Source organism: Vibrio kasasachensis (assembly GCF_050337565.1).
Classification (GTDB): domain Bacteria; phylum Pseudomonadota; class Gammaproteobacteria; order Enterobacterales; family Vibrionaceae; genus Vibrio; species Vibrio kasasachensis.
In genome coordinates this window covers 172,074-192,197 of the sequence record NZ_JAKJTB010000010.1, presented here as the reverse complement: position 1 = coordinate 192,197, position 20,124 = coordinate 172,074, and the positions used below count along the sequence as shown (strand labels likewise).

Genomic DNA, 20,124 nt, shown 5'->3' with positions numbered 1-20,124 from the left:
GAGACCCTCTAAATGTCGTTAAGCCTCACAATGAAAATGCTACTAGCACCTTGGCTAGAAGTGGAACTACCAGCCGCGAACGTTGTGGTTAAACAGTTGGAACTCGACAGTCGTAAAGTCGCTAAAGGTGTGACCTTTGTTGCGGTAGCAGGGCATGCCGTTGATGGTCGCCAATTTATCGAATCGGCTATCAATAAAGGTGCGAATGCAGTAATTGCGCAAGCATGCCAAAATAAACCGCATGGTCTGATTGAGCTGCAAGGTGAAATCAACATCATCTATATTGCGGGCCTTACTGAGCTACTTTCAGAGCTTGCTGGTCGACTGTACGGACAACACAATAATCAATTGATTGGCGTAACGGGCACCAATGGTAAAACCACCATTACTCAGTTGATAGCTCAATGGCTTGAATTGGTAGATTGCCGTTCAGCGGTAATGGGGACGACAGGTAACGGATTTTTAAATGATCTCCAGCCTGCAGCCAATACCACAGGTAATGCTGTTGATGTTCAACGCACTATTGCCGAACTAGCTGATCAAGGCGCTCAATATACTGCACTGGAAGTCTCCTCTCATGGTTTAGTGCAAGGGCGTGTTAAAGCACTGCCTTTTAGCGCGGGTGTATTTACTAACTTGAGCCGTGATCATCTCGACTATCATGGCACCATGGAAGCGTACGCAGAAGCAAAGCTCACTCTGTTTAACCAGCATGTTTGCCAGCAAGCGATCATCAATGTAGATGATGCTGTTGGAGATCGTTGGGCAAGCAAGCTCGAAAATGCAATTGCAGTATCGCTCCATGAGCAAAGTACTCAAAAGTCAGTATGGGCAAAACACGTTAGCTACTCAGAGCAAGGCTTTGATATTGAATTCGATGGCATGTTCGGTGCTGGTCAACTGAAGGTCTCGTTGATTGGCGAGTTTAACGCTTCCAATGTGATGCTCGCTCTAACGACATTATTAGCATTAGGCATCAGTAAGCAACAACTGATTGATACCGCGCCAATGTTAGTACCAGTATTAGGTCGGATGGAATTGTTTGCTAACCAAGGCAAGGCTAAAGTTGTGGTGGATTACGCACATACTCCCGATGCATTGGAAAAAGCACTGCAAGCTTTACGTGTTCATTGCCAAGGCAAACTATGGGCTATTTTTGGTTGTGGTGGTGATCGTGACAAAGGTAAGCGCCCAATGATGGCTGAAATTGGTGAACGCTTGGCTGATCATGTCATTTTGTCTGATGATAACCCTCGCAGTGAAGATTCGACTGAAATCGTCAAAGATATGTTAGCTGGTATGCATATAGCGCAGAGCGCAATAGTAGAGCATGACCGTTTTAAAGCGCTGCAATACGCTATCCAAAATGCTGACTCACACGATATTATCTTACTGGCTGGTAAAGGGCATGAGGACTATCAAGTTCTAGCCAATGAAACGATCCATTATTCGGATCGAGAATCTGCTCAGCAATTATTAGGACTAGTTCCATGATTTCAGTAATATTAAGCCAATTAGCTCGCGTGCTTAACGCAGAACTTATAGGGCAAGATTGTGAAATTAATCAAGTTTCTACTGATACGCGCAATATAGAGTCGGGTGCACTTTTTGTCGCGCTAGTAGGGGAGCGCTTTGATGCTCACGACTTCGCTCATCAAGCCATAGAGGCTGGTGCTTCCGCGTTACTTGTGTCTCGCCATCTTGATGTAGCCATTCCCCAATTACTGGTTGAAGACAGTAAGTTAGCTTTGGGTTTATTAGGCGCGCATGTACACCAACAATGCGCAACGCCAACCGTCGCGATTACGGGTAGTTGCGGGAAGACCACAGTAAAAGAGATGGTTGCCAGTATTATGTCGCAGAAGGGGCAAGTGCTGTTTACCGTTGGCAATTTTAACAATGACATCGGTGTGCCGTTAACCTTGCTGCGTTCTACATCGGAAGATGATTATGCTGTGATTGAACTCGGTGCTAACCATGTTGGTGAAATAGCGTATACCTCCGAATTGATTAAGCCCGATGTTGCGCTTGTCAACAATGTCGCTGCCGCGCATTTGGAAGGCTTTGGTTCAATTGATGGTGTAAAACAAGCCAAAGGAGAAATCTACCAAGGTTTGAAACCGGCTGGCGTAGCGATTGTTAACCTAGAAAGTCATGGTGGTGAGCATTGGCAAGTTGCATTGGCTGATAAGCAAGTAAAAACCTTCTCGACGCAAAACACTAGTGCGGATTACTATGCCGACAACATCTCGATGAATGATAAGAGTGAAGCGTCTTTCACATTACATACCCCGATTGGAAGTCAAAACATTCAATTAGGAATTATCGGTCGCCATAACGTTGCCAATGCACTAGCTGCGACAGCCCTAGCTCTAGAACTGGGAGCAGATCTCACTATGATTGCGTCAGGCTTGGCTCACTTATCAAAAGTGAAAGGTCGAGTGGAAGTTGTTGAACTAGGCGATAATCTTAAGCTGATTGACGATAGCTACAACGCAAGTGTACCAGCCATGAAAGCGGCAGCGGATTTATTAGCTGAATTTCACGGTACTCGCTGGCTTATTTTGGGGAATATGGCAGAGTTAGGCGACGAAAGTCTTGAACTTCACCGTCAAGTCGGTGAACATGCAGCCCCATTTAATTTTGAGCAAGTGCTGACGTATGGCGCAGACTCGAAAGTGATCAGCGAAATGTGTCAAGGTAAACATTTTGACTCACATGACAGCATGATTGAATTTATTATACAGCAGTTGCCAAATCATTCTGGTCCACACACTTTGCTAGTAAAAGGCGCTAACAGCGCTGGTATGAGCAAAATCGCAACTGCATTGAAGGAGATGTATTCATGATCATTTGGCTTGCAGAGCTGCTACAGCCATATTTTTCATTCTTCCGTTTGTTTGAATATCTGTCGTTTCGCGCAATCGTCAGTGTTTTAACGGCTCTGGGGATTTCATTATGGATGGGACCTCGAATGATCCGTCGTCTGCAGATGTTGCAGATTGGTCAAGTGGTACGTAACGAAGGTCCGGAATCTCACTTCAGCAAACGCGGCACTCCTACAATGGGTGGCGTAATGATCCTAGCGGCGATTATCATCACGGTTTTGCTTTGGTCTGATTTGAGCAACCCTTATGTTTGGGCGGTCATTTTTGTCCTCGTTGGTTATGGTACTGTCGGTTTTGTCGATGACTATCGTAAAGTGGTACGTAAGAATACCGATGGCTTGATTGCTCGTTGGAAGTACTTTTGGCAGTCCGTTATTGCTTTGGTTGTGGCGTTTGCACTTTATGCGCATGGTTATGACACTAGCGCGACACAATTGGTGGTCCCATTCTTTAAAGATGTAATGCCTCAGCTTGGTTTGATGTACATCGTACTTACCTATTTTGTTATTGTCGGAACCAGTAATGCGGTTAACTTAACCGACGGTTTAGATGGTCTTGCTATCATGCCAACCGTATTGGTGGCAGCGGGCTTTGCCGCAATTGCATGGGCTACAGGCAACGTTCAATTTGCAAGTTACCTACATATTCCCCACGTGCCTTACGCATCAGAGTTGGTGGTTGTCTGCACCGCTATTGTTGGCGCGGGCTTGGGCTTTTTATGGTTTAACACTTATCCAGCGCAAGTCTTTATGGGCGATGTAGGCTCACTCGCTCTGGGCGGAGCTTTAGGCACAATTGCTGTGTTGGTTCGCCAAGAGTTTGTTTTGGTGATAATGGGTGGGGTATTTGTAATGGAGACACTATCGGTTATCCTGCAGGTAGGTTCATATAAGCTGCGTGGTCAACGTATCTTCCGCATGGCACCTATTCATCACCATTACGAGTTAAAAGGTTGGCCTGAACCTCGCGTGATCGTACGTTTTTGGATCATTTCTATTGTGTTAGTTCTTATCGGTCTTGCGACGCTAAAAGTACGTTAAGGAAATACTCACCATGACCATGCAACAATGGCAAGGTATTGATAAAGTTGTGGTTGTAGGGCTCGGTATTACCGGGCTCTCTGTCGTTAAGCATCTTCTGCGTTTACCGGTTAATTTACAGGTCAAGGTGATAGATACCCGAGTAACCCCTCCGGGGCAAGAACAGTTGCCTCAAGGTGTGGATTGTCATGCCGGTAGTTGGAGAATGGATTGGCTACTTGAGGCTGATCTCGTTGTTACTAATCCGGGGATTGCATTAGCGACGCCTGAAATTCAGCAGGTGCTGGCGGCAAATATCCCAGTAGTTGGTGACATTGAACTATTTGCATGGCATGTGAATAAGCCGGTTATTGCCATCACAGGTTCTAACGGTAAGAGTACCGTGACTGATTTAACTGGCGTTGTCGCTCAAGCGGCAGGTTTGAATGTGGGTGTCGGTGGTAACATTGGTGTACCGGCACTAGATCTGCTTGAATTAGATGCTGACTTATACGTATTAGAGCTATCGAGCTTTCAGCTTGAAACAACCGCAAGTTTACCTTTGGTCGCGGCCGCATTTTTGAATCTGTCTGAAGACCATATGGATCGCTATCAAAGCATGGCGGATTATCGCCAAGCGAAGTTGCGTATTTTCCCACACGCAAAAGCTTGCGTAGTGAATGCGGATGATCAACAAACCTACCCGGATGAAAGCCGGACATTGGTCGAGTTTTCGATTGAGCATGCGACCAAAGCATGTGTGACCGTCTTTGAAGGTAGAGAATACCTGACCTTTGATGGTGAAAGGATATTGGCTGTTGAGCAACTCAGTTTAGTTGGTCGTCACAATGTAGCCAATGCATTGGTTGTGATAGCTTTACTCGCTGAAGCTGGCATAAATGTAAAAGCCGGGCTTGAAGCAATGAAATCTTACCTTGGTCTGACACATCGCTGCCAAGTTGTTGCGGATAATCAAGGTATTAAGTGGGTGAATGATTCGAAAGCCACCAATGTTGCCAGCACGTTAGCCGCACTGTCAGGTTTAAACCTAACGGGTAAATTATATCTTCTTGCTGGTGGTGATGGTAAAGGGGCTGATTTTAGTGAGCTGTCCCCAGCGTTAGCGTGTTTGAATGTTCAGCTGTGCTGTTTTGGTACAGATGGCGATCAATTTATGCCTTTGCATCACTCTGCAAAACGTTTCGATACCATGCAAGAGATCGTCGAATGGGCGGCACCGCAATTAAATCACGGTGATATGGTATTACTTTCGCCTGCGTGTGCTAGCTTTGATCAGTTTAATAACTTTATGGCTCGTGGTGATGCCTTTGCCGAGCTTGCGCAGAAGTTTGCTTAACTTCATGCACTTTAATTATAAGAGATAAAACAAAACGATGCCGTTGCGAGATAATTTCGCTAATTTTAAACAGTGGTTTTCTCAACCAACTCCTCAAGCGCTATTTGATCGTCAATTAGTGTGGATCTCGCTCGGTTTGATGTTAACCGGTCTAGTCATGGTTACCTCTGCCTCGTTTCCAATTAGCCATCGCCTGACGGGACAACCGTTTCATTTCATGTTTCGTCATGCCGTCTTTCTCATTTTGGCTCTTTCTACCGCCGCCGTAATTTTGCAAATACCGACCAAACGCTGGTTCCAGTACAGTTCATTACTGTTAGGTGTGGCAATATTTTTACTGATCGTTGTTCTTGTCGGGGGCAAATCGGTTAATGGTGCGTCTCGTTGGATCCCTCTCGGTCTGTTTAACCTTCAGCCCGCAGAAGTGGCAAAATTGTCGCTGTTTATTTTTATGGCGGGTTATTTAGTCCGTAAACAAGACGAAGTTCGAGCCACTTTCTTTGGCGGCTTCTTTAAGCCCATTTTGGTTTTTGGAACCTTGGCAGTATTACTATTGTTTCAGCCTGACTTAGGTACTGTCATTGTAATGCTAGTCACGCTGTTTGGTATGTTGTTTATCGCCGGAGCGAAATTAACACAGTTTCTTGCGCTTGTGGTGGTTGGTATTGGTGCTGTAATTGGCTTGATCCTCGCAGAACCTTATCGAATGAAGCGCGTTATCTCTTTCCTTGACCCATGGGAAAATCCGTTTGGTAGTGGTTATCAGCTTACTCAATCGCTTATGGCTTTTGGGCGTGGTGACTGGTTTGGTCAAGGGCTAGGCAACTCGATTCAAAAACTGGCCTATCTCCCGGAAGCGCATACCGACTTTGTATTTGCTGTATTGGCAGAAGAGCTTGGGTTTGTTGGCGTCGTGCTTGTCTTAATGTTGATTTTTAGCCTAGTACTGAAAGCGATCTTTATTGGACGTAAAGCATTTGAAAGTGATGAGTTCTTTGGCGGCTATCTCGCTTTTGGTATTGGTATTTGGTTTGCATTCCAAACCTTGGTTAACGTTGGCGCTGCGGCAGGTATTGTTCCGACCAAAGGACTCACTTTGCCATTGATCAGTTATGGTGGTTCAAGTTTGATCGTCATGTCGGTAGCGGTGTCGATTCTATTGCGTATCGATCATGAGTGCCGTCTTAAGGCGCAACAATTAGAAAAGAATACAGAAAATGAATAATAAAAAACGTTTGATGGTAATGGCTGGAGGCACGGGAGGACATGTTTTTCCTGGGCTAGCGGTTGCTAAGAAGTTACAGCAGCAGGGGTGGGAAATTCGTTGGTTAGGCACTGCTGACCGAATGGAAGCTGAATTGGTACCTAAACATGGTATTGAAATTGATTTTATCAAAGTTAAAGGCTTACGTGGGCAGGGTATTGCTCGTTTACTTGCAGCCCCATTCAAAATAGTCAGTGCTATTTTTCAAGCAAGAGCGCATATGAAAGCTTGGCAACCTGATGCCGTACTTGGCATGGGGGGATATGTTAGCGGACCAGGTGGTATTGCCGCTTGGTTATTGGGTATACCTGTTATTTTGCATGAACAAAATGCCGTGGCGGGCTTAACCAATCAATGGTTGTCTAAAATAGCCAAAAAAGTATTCCAAGCATTTCCAGGAGCGTTTCCTAGTGCTGAAGTCGTGGGAAACCCAGTACGTGAAGATGTTGTCGCGCTTGCAGAGCCGAAAGAGCGATTTGAACAGCGCGAAGGACCGATTAGAATTTTGGTTATGGGGGGAAGCCAAGGGGCTCGAATCCTTAACCAAACCATGCCAGCGGTTATGGACCAGTTAGGTGAAAACTACCAAGTTCGCCATCAAGCAGGAAAAAACAACCAGCAAGAAGTTGCGGCTGCTTATCAAGATAAGCAGGTTACGCAAGCAGAGTCATTCGAGTTTATTGATGACGTTGCTGCGGCTTATGAGTGGGCAGATTTGCTCGTTTGTCGCTCAGGTGCCTTAACCGTTTCTGAAGTTTCTGCAGCGGGAGTGGGGGCTATCTTCATTCCTTTTATGCACAAAGATAGACAGCAAGCCTTAAACGCCGACCATTTGGTTGAATGCGGGGCGGCTAAAATGATTGAACAGCCAGAATTAACTGTCGAGAAATTGGTTCACGAGATCCAATCGTTGGATCGCAATCAATTACAACAGATGGCAATTAAAGCGCGAAGTGCGGCTAAGTTAGAAGCGGATCGTGTCGTTGCAGATGCGATTATCGCGCTAACCAAATAACGAGATACACAATGACCATTAAACACACACAAGATTTGGCTCAGATTCGAGCTATGGTGCCTGAGATGCGCCGCGTTAAGTCGATTCACTTTATTGGTATCGGTGGCGCAGGAATGAGTGGCATCGCAGAAGTACTGCTTAACGAAGGCTACCAAATCACCGGTTCTGATATTGCTGAAAATGCAGTGACTGAGCGCCTAACTGAAAAGGGTGCCAAAATTTATATCGGTCATAGAGCTGAAAATATTGATCAAGCGAGTGTGGTGGTTGTTTCTACCGCGATCAATGAGCAAAACCCAGAAGTGAAGGCAGCACGCGAAGTGCGTATTCCTGTGGTTCGCCGCGCAGAAATGCTAGCAGAGTTGATGCGTTTTCGTCATGGCATTGCCGTGGCAGGTACGCATGGTAAAACCACTACGACAGCATTGGTAACCCAAATTTACTCTGAAGCGGGTCTTGACCCAACGTTTGTTAATGGTGGTCTTGTTAAGAGTGCAGGTACTAATGCTCGTTTGGGGTCTAGCCGTATTTTGATTGCCGAAGCGGATGAGAGTGATGCGTCATTCCTACATCTACAGCCAATGGTTAGTATTGTGACCAATATCGAAGCGGATCACATGGATACCTATGGTGGTGATTTTGAAACACTAAAGCAGACATTTATTGATTTCTTACATAATTTGCCATTCTACGGACAAGCGATAGTCTGCGTTGATGATCCAGTCGTTCGTGAGCTCATACCTCGAATTAGCCGTCAGGTGATCACTTATGGATTCTCTGAAGATGCTGATGTGCGAATCGAAAACTACCACCAAACAGGTCAACAAGGTAAGTTTACCGTTGTACGTCAAGATCGTGCAAATCTTGAGATCACGCTGAATATCCCTGGTCGCCACAATGCATTAAATGCATCTGCAGCCATTGCAGTGGCGACAGAAGATGATATTTCAGATGAAGCAATTCTAAGTGCGATGTTGGGTACACAAGGTACTGGTCGCCGTTTTGATCATCTAGGTGAATTTGCAACAGGTAATGGACAAGCGATGCTGGTGGATGATTATGGTCACCACCCAACAGAAGTCGGCGTAACGATCGAGGCGGCAAGAAGTGGCTGGGACGACAAGCGCTTAGTGATGATCTTCCAACCGCATCGTTATAGTCGCACTCGTGATTTGTATGATGATTTCGCGAATGTACTAGAGCAAGTTGATGTTCTAATTATGCTGGATGTCTATTCTGCGGGTGAAAAACCAATCGCTGGCGCAGACGGACGTTCTTTGTGCCGTACGATTCGCAGTCGCGGTAAGATAGATCCAATCTTTGTTCCAGATAGCGCAACTCTCCCTGCAGTATTGGCAAATATATTGCAAGATGGTGACCTTGTTTTAACCCAAGGCGCTGGTGATGTAGGCAAAATAGCCAAGCAATTGGAGTCTCTAGAGTTAAATATCGATAAAATGCAGGGCTAGATAGGGTGATTTTTGAAGATTTAGCGCATTTATTGCTTTAAAAAAAGGATTTCTCACTTTCAAGGTTTGATACTTTTTGCGACGCCAGTATAATCCGACGGTTATAGTAAATGCTTTAGCCTATACGAAGAGATAGAAATTAGAATTGCGAGCATATAACAAGGGCAACGGACTTTGATTAGTACAACTTTTAGCGAAGACCGTCGTTTGCGAGACTTTCCTGCAATTAAGAGTCACCTAATTGGTGGTGGGTTCTTTTTATTGGTGATTGTCTTTATTGGCTCTCTTCTCTTTTCTACCATATCTTGGATGTGGGATGATCAAAGACTTCCACTGTCCAAACTTGTCCTACAGGGCGAGCTCGAATATGTCACAGCACTGGATGTACAGCGCGCATTTTCCACACTCGAACATGTCGGGACATTTATGTCACAAGACGTCGATGCGCTGCAGGATACGATTGAGCAGATTCCATGGGTTTCCCATGTCTCTATCCGCAAACAGTGGCCAGATACAGTTAAAGTTTTTCTAACTGAGCATCATGCCGAGGCCATCTGGAATGGTGACGCCATGCTAGATGAGAGCGGTCAAGTATTTAACGGTGATTTGGGTAAACTTAGAGGCGAGCGTGTTAAGCTCTATGGTCCGGAAGGTGCCAGCATCGAAGTTTTACAAACTTGGCAAAAAATTAGCCAGTTATTTGAACCATTAGGTCTCACCATTACATCGTTGGTACTCAATGATCGACGAGCATGGCAAATAATTCTCGACAACGGAATTCGATTAGAGTTAGGTAAAGAGTCACTTGATGAGCGAATTAATCGTTTTATCTCGCTATATAGCAGCCTAGGTAGTGACGCCCAACGAGTCAGTTACATTGACCTCAGATACGATACGGGAGCCGCAGTAGGTTGGTTCCCTGGACAAGAGTCAGAACAAGAGAGTAGAGATGACGAAGACCGCTGATGACAACATTATTGTTGGTCTTGATATAGGCACTGCAACGGTATCAGCATTGGTGGGTGAAATACTACCAGATGGTCAAATCAACATTATTGGCGCTGGTACCAGTCCATCACGTGGGATGGATAAGGGCGGCGTAAACGATCTTGAATCCGTAGTGAAATCGGTGCAGAGAGCCGTAGATCAAGCGGAATTGATGGCGGAATGTCAGATTCGTAATGTATTTATTTCCATTTCTGGACGCCATATTGCGAGCCGTATAGAAAAAGGAATGGGAACTATTTCTGACGAAGAAGTCTCTCAAGAAGATATGGATCGTGCAATTCATACGGCAAAATCAATCAAAATTGGTGATGAACAACGCATTCTTCACGTAATTCCGCAAGAATTTACAATTGATTACCAAGAAGGGATTAAAAACCCGCTAGGTTTATCAGGAGTGCGCATGGTTGTTAGTGTGCACTTGATCTCTTGCCACAATGATATGGCGAGAAACATTATTAAGGCTGTTGAGCGTTGTGGCTTAACAGTGGAACATTTAGTTTATTCAGGCTTAGCTTCGAGTAACGCAGTGATCACTGATGATGAACGAGAGTTAGGTGTTTGTGTCGTGGATATCGGCGCAGGTACGATGGATGTCTCTATTTGGACTGGTGGAGCATTGAGACATACTGAAGTATTCTCATACGCAGGTAATGCGGTAACCAGTGATATCGCATTCGCTTTTGGTACACCAGTCAGTGATGCTGAAGAAATTAAAGTTAAATATGGCTGTGCTCTTAGTGAGTTGGTCAGTAAAGATGATACGGTTAACGTCCCAAGTGTCGGTGGACGCCCATCGCGCAGTTTACAACGACAAACTTTGTCGGAAGTGATTGAGCCAAGATATACTGAGCTTATGGGACTAGTTAACCAGACTATCGATACCGTACAAGAAAAGTTGCGTGAGGATGGCATAAAACACCATTTAGCCGCTGGTGTAGTTTTAACTGGTGGTGCCGCACGGATTGAAGGTTTGGTAGAATGTGCGGAACGTGTTTTCCGCAATCAAGTTAGAGTAGGCAAACCTTTAGAGGTTAGCGGTTTAACAGATTACGTAAAAGAGCCGTATCATTCTACGGCAGTTGGTTTACTTCATTACGCAAGAGACAGTCAGATAAGCGAAGATACTGAGTATAACGAGCCAAAGCGTCAGCCAGTAAGTTCGTTATTTGATCGCTTGCGTAACTGGATACAAAAAGAGTTTTAACCTGAGCAGCAGGAAAAACGGAGTTAACACATGTTTGAACCGATGATGGAAATGTCTGACGATGCGGTAATTAAAGTCGTTGGAGTTGGTGGCGGCGGCGGTAACGCCGTTGAACACATGGTACGCGAGTCCATTGAAGGTGTTGAATTCATCAGCATCAACACTGATGCTCAAGCACTGCGCAAGACTAGTGTAAGCAGCGTCATCCAAATTGGCGGTGACATGACTAAAGGTCTTGGTGCAGGCGCAAACCCACAAGTGGGACGTGACGCTGCTCTCGAAGATCGCGAAAGAATTAAAGATTTAATTTGTGGCGCCGATATGGTGTTTATCGCTGCAGGTATGGGTGGTGGTACTGGTACAGGTGCTGCGCCAGTGATTGCTGAAGTAGCAAAAGAGTTAGGTATCCTAACGGTTGCCGTTGTAACAAAACCATTTAGCTTCGAAGGTAAGAAGCGTATGGCGTTTGCTGAACAAGGTATTGAAGAACTGTCTAAGCATGTTGATTCTTTAATTACTATTCCAAACGAAAAGTTACTGAAGGTACTCGGTCGCGGTATTACGCTGCTTGAAGCTTTTGCTAGCGCGAATGACGTATTAAAGAATGCAGTTCAAGGTATCGCTGAATTGATTACTCGTCCTGGCATGATTAACGTCGACTTTGCTGATGTTCGAACTGTAATGTCAGAAATGGGTCACGCAATGATGGGTAGCGGTATCGCGAAAGGCGAAGACCGCGCTGAAGAAGCGGCTGAGATGGCTATCTCAAGTCCACTTCTAGAAGATATCGATCTAGCGGGTGCTCGTGGTGTTCTTGTCAATATCACAGCAGGCTTAGATATGCGTTTAGATGAGTTTGAAACTGTAGGTAATACGGTTAAAGCTTTCGCTTCAGATAACGCAACTGTGGTTATTGGTACGTCACTTGATCCAGACATGGCGGATGAAATTCGCGTTACTGTAGTAGCAACAGGTATCGGCAACGAGAAAAAACCTGACATTACTTTAGTAGCAGGTGGCAAAGCGAAAGTTGCACCAGTGGCGCAACCTCAGTCGCAAGTAGTTACTCAGCAACCAGCAGCAGTAAAAGTAGAAGAGAAACCGGCACAGACATTGCAAGAGAAATCTTCAGTGCCTTCGCAACCGACGACTCAATCTACGTCAGTAAGCAATGGCTCAGGTCAAAGCACGGCACCAAAAGTAGAGAAAGATGGGTATTTAGACATTCCTGCCTTCCTACGCCGCCAAGCTGACTAAAGGCGTCAAAATTGACATGGTTCTAAAATATGATACGATGCGCGACCGATGATTACATCGACCGCGATTTGTAGCACCATTACTGAGGCAAGTAGATGATCAGACAACGTACTCTGAAAGAAATAGTGAAAACGACTGGTGTAGGTCTACACTCAGGTCGTAAAGTAACTTTGACTCTTCGCCCGGCTGCTACAAATACAGGTGTTATTTACCGTCGTACTGATGTGAATCCACCTGTTGATTTTCCGGCAGACCCAGAATCCGTTCGTGACACAATGCTATGTACTGCACTTGTGAATGATCAAGGTATTCGCATCTCAACAGTTGAGCACTTGAATGCTGCATTGGCTGGCATGGGTATCGACAACATAATTGTTGAAGTCGATGCACCAGAAATTCCTATTATGGATGGCAGCGCTAGCCCGTTCGTTTTCTTGCTACAGCAGGCAGGCGTTGAAGAGCAAAATGCAGCAAAGCGCTTCATCCGTATTAAGAAACCAGTTCGCTTTGAAGATGGTGACAAATGGGCAGAGTTTAAACCTTTTAACGGTTTCCGTATGGATTTCGAGATTGAGTTTAATCACCCAGCAATTGAAGCTGATGAGCAACGTTTAGTATTTGATTTCTCGTCTAAGAGTTTTGTGAAAGAAATTTCACGTGCTCGTACTTTTGGTTTCATGCGTGATATTGAGTATCTGCAATCGCAAAACCTAGTTCTTGGCGGCAGTTTTGACAACGCAATTGTGTTGGATGATTACCGCATTCTGAATGAAGAAGGTTTGCGTTTTGAGAATGAGTTTGTAACTCACAAAGTATTGGATGCGATTGGCGACCTTTACATGTGTGGTCACCCTATTATCGGTGAGTTCCGCGCATTTAAATCAGGTCACGGTCTAAACAACCAATTACTACGCTCAGTATTAGCTGATCAAGAAGCATGGGAATGGGTTACATTCGAAGACGAGCAAGTGTCTCCGGTTGCTTTTGCTGATCCAAACATGGTTATAGTGTAAGCAAAGTTAGAATTAGGAAAAACCAGGCATCTAGCCTGGTTTTTTTATGTCTTATTTTTAGCCATATTAGCTAAGCGCTCTAATCGAGCTTTAAGTTTTGGTGATGCACTTTCAGCCAAGGATTTAAGATATTCAGCCGCAGTATCAGAAATAGGTTCACGAGGCTTAACCTTTTTATTCTCGTTTAGTGGACTCGTACGATAAAGTTCAGGGTTAATTTGTACCTCTATCGCGATCAAACGAGCAAAACCTTGTGAGCGAAGTTGGCTAAGAATATTGAGTCGATCATAATTGATCTTCATTTTGATCGCCGCGCTGGCAACCTCAAGTACCAACTGATTATCACGCAAATTTGCCGCCCGGCAATTATTGACCATATTGCTCGGTAAGATCGTTTTCAACAACCTATTGATCGTCATGATCTCTTGCGCGTGTTTTTGCAGATTCGCTAAGCGAGAATCTGAGATGATGTCATTACTTAAAGTGGGGCGATGGTCGCGCATTACGATGCCTTTCGATTTAGGTTCAATGTCATTTTAGCTAACCGCAATCACTACGAATAGCTTTTTCGGTGGATAAAGTTACACCATTCAACGGCTAAAAATCACAAGTGCTTCAAACAATTCATCAACAGATTAGTTGTTCTGGGTAAAAATCCTTACACTACACCGTTATTAATATTGTTTGACGCCTTGAAAATATCAGTTCTCACCACAATATCAGTGTGTAAAGATTTCACACAGTATTCTTAGTTTAAAACTGAAAGAGACTGAAGGCATTAAGAGATCGTGCACGATCGAATGATAGAGAGATTCACATAAGATGATAACTAAGCTGCTGACAAAGGTAATTGGCAGTCGCAATGACAGAACGTTGCGTCGCCTGAAAAAGATTGTAAAAGAAATCAATAATTACGAGCCAACGTTTGAAGCTCTATCGGATGAAGAACTAAAAACCAAAACGGTCGAGTTTCGCCAACGCTTAGAACAGGGTGAGACTCTAGATAAATTATTACCGGAAGCATTTGCGACGGTACGTGAAGCGTCTAAGCGCGTATACGGTATGCGTCACTTCGACGTGCAGCTTATTGGTGGTATGGTCCTCGACGCAGGTCAAATCGCTGAGATGCGCACAGGTGAAGGTAAAACTTTAACCGCAACGTTACCTGCTTATTTGAATGCGCTTCCTGGCAAAGGTGTTCACATCGTAACAGTGAATGATTACCTAGCTAAGCGTGATGCGGAAACCAACCGCCCATTATTTGAATTCCTGGGTATGACTGTTGGCGTTAACGTGCCAAATATGCCACCACAAGAGAAAAAAGAAGCTTATAAAGCGGACATTCTTTACGGTACAAACAACGAATTTGGTTTTGACTACTTACGCGACAACATGGCATTTCGTCCAGAAGATCGTGTTCAACATCATCGCTTCTTTGCTGTGGTCGATGAAGTGGATTCGATTCTTATCGATGAAGCGCGTACACCGTTAATCATTTCAGGCCCAGCTGAAGACAGTTCGGATCTTTATACTCGCATCAATATTCTTATTCCGCTTTTACAAAAGCAAGATCAGGAAGACTCGGAAGAGTACCGTGGCGATGGTCACTACACGGTTGATGAGAAGTCTAAACAGGTTTACTTAACCGAAACGGGTCAAGAGTTTGTAGAAGAACTGATGATTGAAAATGGGTTAATGGAAGAGGGTGATACACTTTACTCACCAACCAATATTAGCCTATTACACCACGTTAATGCGGCATTGCGTGCTCATGTTTTATTTGAGATAAACGTTGACTACATCGTAAATGAAGAAGGCGAAGTGGTCATTGTTGACGAGCACACTGGTCGTACGATGCCGGGTCGTCGTTGGTCTGAAGGTCTGCATCAAGCAGTAGAAGCTAAAGAAGGCGTTAAGATCCAGAACGAGAACCAAACTCTGGCATCGATCACTTTCCAGAATTACTTCCGATTGTATGAAAAACTGTCAGGTATGACTGGTACTGCAGATACCGAAGCATTCGAATTCCAATCAATTTACGGTTTGGAAACAGTGGTAGTTCCAACCAACAAACCAATGATTCGTGATGATATGCCAGACATGGTTTATCGAACAGAGCCTGAAAAATTTGCGGCAATTATTGAAGATATCAAAGAGCGTGTTGCGAAAGGTCAGCCAACTCTAGTTGGTACTGTGTCGATTGAAAAATCTGAACTGCTTTCTAATGCATTGCAACAAGCAAATATCAAACACAACGTATTGAACGCGAAATTCCACGAGAGAGAAGCGGAAATTGTTGCTGAGGCTGGTATGCCTGCTGCTGTGACTATCGCAACCAATATGGCTGGTCGTGGTACCGATATTGTATTGGGTGGTAGCTGGCAAGTGAAGGTTGAGCAAATGGACAACCCTTCTAAAGAACAAATCGATCAGATCAAAGCTGAATGGAAAATCATTCATGACCAAGTTCTAGAGTCAGGTGGTTTGCACATTATTGGTACTGAGCGTCATGAATCTCGTCGTATCGACAATCAGCTACGTGGTCGTTCTGGTCGTCAGGGTGATGCTGGTTCATCTCGTTTCTACTTATCGATGGAAGATGCTCTGCTGCGTATATTTACGTCAGATCGTATGGCTAGCCTTATTCAAAGTGGTATGGATGAAGGTGAAGCAATTGAATCTAAGATGCTATCGCGCTCAATTGAAAAAGCACAACGTAAAGTGGAAGGTCGAAACTTCGATATTCGTAAACAACTACTTGAATACGATGATGTAGCGAACGATCAACGTAAAGTGGTCTACGAACTGCGCGATGAGCTGATGAGCGTTGAAGATATCAGTGAGATGATTGAACAAAACCGTGATGATGTATTGAATGCCATTATTGATGAATATATCCCGCCACAATCGCTCGAAGAAATGTGGGATGTTGCAGGTTTGCAAGATCGCTTGAAGAATGACTTTGATCTAGATACGCCAGTTAAAGAATGGCTTGAAGCCGACGACAAGCTGTACGAAGAAGCATTACGTGAGAAAATTATCACTCAAGCACTAGAAGTGTATAGAGCGAAAGAAGAAGTGGTTGGCGAGCAAGTGCTACGTAACTTCGAAAAATCGGTAATGCTACAAACATTGGATACGCTTTGGAAAGAGCACCTAGCGGCAATGGATCACCTTCGTCAGGGTATTCACTTACGTGGTTATGCTCAAAAGAACCCGAAACAAGAGTACAAGCGTGAGTCGTTTGAATTGTTCGAAGGTTTACTTGAGTCGTTAAAAACGGATGTAGTTACCGTGCTATCTCGTGTACGTGTTCAGCAACAAGAAGAAGTTGAACGTATGGAAGCTAAGCGCATTGCTCAAGCTGAAGAAGCGGCTCGTCATGCTAGAGCGCAACATGCAACAGCAGAAAATCAGTTAGCTGATGACGAAGAGAATACAAATACAGCCGATGCAACTCAACAGCCTGTAGTACGTGATGAGCGTAAAGTGGGGCGTAATGAGCCATGTCCATGTGGTAGCGGTAAGAAATATAAGCAATGCCACGGTCAGATTAACTAATTCGACTATGGTATTTGAAACAAAATGAGTCGCTTAGGCGGCTCTTTTTTTAAGTAAAATTTACGGGGATGCAGATTGAAAAGAATTCATATTGTTGCGGCAGTGATTTTTAATCAGGATAAGTCACAGATTTTCATTACTAAGCGCCCAGATGATAAACACAAAGGGGGTTTTTGGGAGTTTCCTGGTGGTAAAGTTGAGTTAGGGGAGAGCATTGCTCAAGCAATGGTGCGTGAACTTGATGAGGAAATAGGCATCCAAGTAATAGAGCAAATGCCATTTGAGCACTTAGAATATGACTATCCAGATAAATCGCTCAAATTCGATTTTATTTTAGTGACAAGCTTTAATGGTCAACCTTATGGTCGCGAAGGTCAGCAAGGGATGTGGGTGCCAATTGATCAGCTGCAAAGCTATACCTTTCCTGAAGCAAACGTGTCGATTTTACAGCGTGTGATCAAAGAGTTTTTATGACCAATGTCTCAAAACACTAGCCAGTCCAACCGTTTATTGGTAGTTTAGCTACGAAGATCGTTTTTGCGAAGTAGGATCTTCCTACCTCGCTACATAACAATGGAGAAATCTCGCAATGGTTAGAATTGCAGTCGCAGGAGCAGCCGGTCGTATGGGCCGTAATTTAGTTAAGGCAACTCAGCTTAACCCTGACTCTAAAATGGGAGCGGGTTCTGAGCGCCCTGAATCATCTTTAGTCGGTGTCGACATTGGTGAGCTGTGTGGTGAAGGTAAATTAGAGATTGTCCTAACTGATAACCTAGCGAAAGTAGTTGATAGCTTCGATGTCATCATTGATTTCACGGCACCAGCTAGCACTCTAACCAATTTGGAATTGTGTAGAGTACATGGTAAGAGCATCGTCATTGGTACGACTGGTTTTACTGAGCAAGAGCGAGAATTGATTGATGAAATCTCGAAAGAGATTCCTGTTGTTATGGCTCCGAACTATTCCGTTGGTGTTAACTTAGTCTTTAAGTTGCTAGAGAAAGCTGCGAAAGTTATGGGTGATTACAGCGACATAGAAATTGTAGAGGCACACCATCGCCATAAAGTAGATGCGCCGTCAGGTACAGCTATTGGGATGGGAGAAGCAATAGCTGGTGCAATGGGTAACAATCTGAGTGATGTCGCTGTATATGCACGAGAAGGCATTACAGGTGAACGAACGAAAGATGAAATTGGTTTCGCTACTATCCGAGCTGGCGATATTGTGGGTGAGCATACTGCGATGTTTGCCGATATTGGTGAGCGTGTAGAAATAACCCATAAGGCGACTGATCGTATGACCTTTGCAAATGGAGCGATTAAAGCTGCTGTGTGGTTAAATAACAAGCAACCCGGTTTTTACTCTATGACAGATGTACTTGGTTTGAACGAACTTTAATCATCAAAGTGCACATAAAGCTTATTAACGATCTCAATAAGTCAATTTAGATATTTATGCGTCAGCCAAGGCTGGCGTTTTCTTTATCTGGCGTTTATTTAGCATTAGATTGCATGGACACTTTTAGTAAATAGTACGCATTTTGTCTGTTTATTTTACGGGGTTGGTGTGTTTTATGTCCTGTAGGTGCTAAAAGATCAAGTTATCTCCCCTGTGTAACGTTTGCTAAAGTTTGTTTGGTTTTTTGCTTCATTTCTCAATGTGTTTTTTCATCCTTTGAAAATATATCATCTCAATCACAGTTACAGTATGGCTTAAAGTTGTGATTTTAGGCGTTTTGCTTGTTTTTCTTGTGAATCTTTCAAAAAATGCATTTTATTTTATTATCAATATTGACACTTCTCGCAAGCGACTTTAGAATTATGCCAATTTGTCTGTAAGACCAAAAAGCGCATTTTTATTGCGGCTTGGAAGGCAAAGTTGCAAATTAATTTATTATTTATGCATTTTTATTCTGGAGGTTGTCTTGAGTAAATTAGCACTGTTAGTCCTAGAAGATGGGACAGTGTTCCGCGGAGTGTCCATTGGTTCAGATGGAGTTTCCGTTGGTGAAGTCGTTTTTAATACCTCGATGACGGGGTACCAAGAAATCCTTACTGATCCTTCCTATTCACAACAAATAGTTACACTTACTTATCCTCATATAGGCAATACCGGAACCAATTCCGAAGACGAAGAATCTTCTTCAATTCATGCTCAAGGCCTTGTGATTCGCGATCTCCCTCTTATCGCTTCTAATTTCCGTAACGAACAGTCCCTTTCTGATTACCTAAAATCGCAAAACATTGTCGGCATTGCAGACATTGATACTCGAAAGCTCACCCGCATTCTTCGTGAAAAAGGCGCCCAAAATGGCTGCATCGTCGCAGGTAACAACCTCGATGAAGCATTAGCGTTAGCAAAAGCGAAAGAATTCCCAGGCTTAAAGGGTATGGACCTTGCGAAAGAAGTTACAACAAAAGAAGCGTATCAATGGAAACAAGGTTCGTGGACGCTTGAGGGTGCACTTCCTGAAGCGAAAGATGACAGCGAGCTGCCATACCACGTTGTTGCTTACGATTTCGGCGCAAAACGTAACATCTTACGCATGTTGGTTGACCGAGGTTGCCGCCTAACAGTGGTTCCAGCTCAAACATCAGCAGAAGAGGTTTTAGCGCTAAATCCAGATGGCATCTTCTTGTCGAATGGTCCGGGAGATCCAGCACCTTGTACCTACGCAATTGAAGCAACCAAAGTGTTCCTTGAAAAAGGACTGCCTATTTTTGGTATTTGTCTTGGTCACCAAATTCTTGCTTTAGCTTCTGGTGCTGAAACGGTGAAGATGAAGTTTGGTCACCACGGTGCGAACCACCCAGTGAAAGATTTGGATCGTAACGTTGTGATGATTACAGCTCAGAACCACGGTTTCGCAGCTGATGAAGCAACATTACCGCAAACCCTACGTGCTACTCACGTCTCGCTATTTGATGGCACTTTACAAGGTATTCACCGTACCGATAAGCCTGCATTTAGCTTCCAAGGTCACCCAGAAGCGAGCCCTGGTCCAACTGACGCAGCACCGCTATTTGACCACTTTATCGAACTAATTAAAAAACACAGCGCTTAATTCG

General features: G+C 44.2%; 16 protein-coding genes. 15 read left to right on the top strand and 1 reads right to left on the bottom strand.

The annotated features are described in order from the left end of the window. The first annotated feature begins 12 nt into the window (after positions 1–12). The 11 genes from murE to lpxC all read left to right on the top strand — a co-directional run bounded on the left by murE (position 13) and on the right by lpxC (position 13,494). A complete protein-coding gene (gene murE / locus L4C38_RS05745; protein ID WP_428796582.1) occupies positions 13–1,494 on the top strand; it encodes a UDP-N-acetylmuramoyl-L-alanyl-D-glutamate--2,6-diaminopimelate ligase in 1,482 nt (493 codons plus the stop codon). Beyond that, positions 1,491–2,849, top strand: a complete 1,359-nt coding sequence (gene murF / locus L4C38_RS05740; RefSeq protein WP_428796581.1) for a UDP-N-acetylmuramoyl-tripeptide--D-alanyl-D-alanine ligase — start codon at positions 1,491–1,493, stop codon at positions 2,847–2,849. The genes murE and murF overlap by 4 nt, the downstream gene beginning before the upstream one ends. Continuing rightward, a complete protein-coding gene (mraY, locus tag L4C38_RS05735) occupies positions 2,846–3,928 on the top strand; it encodes a phospho-N-acetylmuramoyl-pentapeptide-transferase (RefSeq protein WP_428796580.1) in 1,083 nt (360 codons plus the stop codon). The genes murF and mraY overlap by 4 nt, the downstream gene beginning before the upstream one ends. A 19-nt stretch (positions 3,929–3,947) precedes the next feature. Continuing rightward, positions 3,948–5,264 (top strand): UDP-N-acetylmuramoyl-L-alanine--D-glutamate ligase, encoded by a 1,317-nt coding sequence (gene murD / locus L4C38_RS05730; protein ID WP_428796782.1) that lies wholly within the window; start codon positions 3,948–3,950, stop codon positions 5,262–5,264. Between the two features lie 37 nt (positions 5,265–5,301). Continuing rightward, on the top strand, positions 5,302–6,489 hold the full coding sequence (gene ftsW / locus L4C38_RS05725) for a cell division protein FtsW (protein WP_428796579.1): 1,188 nt from the start codon (positions 5,302–5,304) through the stop codon (positions 6,487–6,489). Continuing rightward, positions 6,482–7,543 carry an undecaprenyldiphospho-muramoylpentapeptide beta-N-acetylglucosaminyltransferase gene (gene murG / locus L4C38_RS05720; protein WP_428796578.1) on the top strand — a complete coding sequence of 354 codons (1,062 nt, stop codon included), beginning with the start codon at positions 6,482–6,484 and terminating at the stop codon, positions 7,541–7,543. Before ftsW ends, murG begins: the two co-directional genes overlap by 8 nt. An 11-nt stretch (positions 7,544–7,554) precedes the next feature. Beyond that, positions 7,555–9,012 carry a UDP-N-acetylmuramate--L-alanine ligase gene (gene murC, locus L4C38_RS05715; RefSeq protein WP_428796577.1) on the top strand — a complete coding sequence of 486 codons (1,458 nt, stop codon included), beginning with the start codon at positions 7,555–7,557 and terminating at the stop codon, positions 9,010–9,012. A 174-nt stretch (positions 9,013–9,186) separates the two neighbouring features. After that, complete coding sequence (locus L4C38_RS05710; RefSeq protein WP_428796576.1) at positions 9,187–9,978, top strand: cell division protein FtsQ/DivIB; 792 nt, start codon at positions 9,187–9,189, stop codon at positions 9,976–9,978. After that, on the top strand, positions 9,962–11,224 hold the full coding sequence (ftsA, locus tag L4C38_RS05705; protein ID WP_428796575.1) for a cell division protein FtsA: 1,263 nt from the start codon (positions 9,962–9,964) through the stop codon (positions 11,222–11,224). The genes L4C38_RS05710 and ftsA overlap by 17 nt, the downstream gene beginning before the upstream one ends. 30 nt (positions 11,225–11,254) lie before the next feature. After that, a complete protein-coding gene (gene ftsZ / locus L4C38_RS05700; protein WP_428796574.1) occupies positions 11,255–12,481 on the top strand; it encodes a cell division protein FtsZ in 1,227 nt (408 codons plus the stop codon). 95 nt (positions 12,482–12,576) lie between these two features. Beyond that, positions 12,577–13,494, top strand: coding sequence for a UDP-3-O-acyl-N-acetylglucosamine deacetylase (gene lpxC, locus L4C38_RS05695; protein WP_428796573.1), 918 nt, complete (start codon positions 12,577–12,579; stop codon positions 13,492–13,494). Positions 13,495–13,538: 44 nt separating this feature from the next. On the opposite strand, the gene L4C38_RS05690 is transcribed toward lpxC, so the two are convergent. Beyond that, the gene (locus L4C38_RS05690) at positions 13,539–13,997 is read right to left on the bottom strand and encodes a DUF721 domain-containing protein (RefSeq protein WP_428796572.1); all 459 of its coding nucleotides are present in this window, start codon (positions 13,995–13,997) and stop codon (positions 13,539–13,541) included. 319 nt (positions 13,998–14,316) lie between these two features. Here L4C38_RS05690 and secA point away from each other — a divergent pair, with 319 nt between their 5' ends. From secA to carA, 4 genes are all read left to right on the top strand, one after another. Beyond that, positions 14,317–17,055, top strand: coding sequence for a preprotein translocase subunit SecA (secA, locus tag L4C38_RS05685; RefSeq protein WP_428796571.1), 2,739 nt, complete (start codon positions 14,317–14,319; stop codon positions 17,053–17,055). Between the two features lie 75 nt (positions 17,056–17,130). After that, positions 17,131–17,529 carry an 8-oxo-dGTP diphosphatase MutT gene (gene mutT / locus L4C38_RS05680; protein ID WP_428796570.1) on the top strand — a complete coding sequence of 133 codons (399 nt, stop codon included), beginning with the start codon at positions 17,131–17,133 and terminating at the stop codon, positions 17,527–17,529. A 115-nt stretch (positions 17,530–17,644) separates the two neighbouring features. Continuing rightward, a complete protein-coding gene (dapB, locus tag L4C38_RS05675) occupies positions 17,645–18,454 on the top strand; it encodes a 4-hydroxy-tetrahydrodipicolinate reductase (protein WP_428796569.1) in 810 nt (269 codons plus the stop codon). Between the two features lie 526 nt (positions 18,455–18,980). Further along, positions 18,981–20,120 (top strand): glutamine-hydrolyzing carbamoyl-phosphate synthase small subunit, encoded by a 1,140-nt coding sequence (gene carA, locus L4C38_RS05670; protein WP_428796568.1) that lies wholly within the window; start codon positions 18,981–18,983, stop codon positions 20,118–20,120. Positions 20,121–20,124 lie beyond the last annotated feature (4 nt).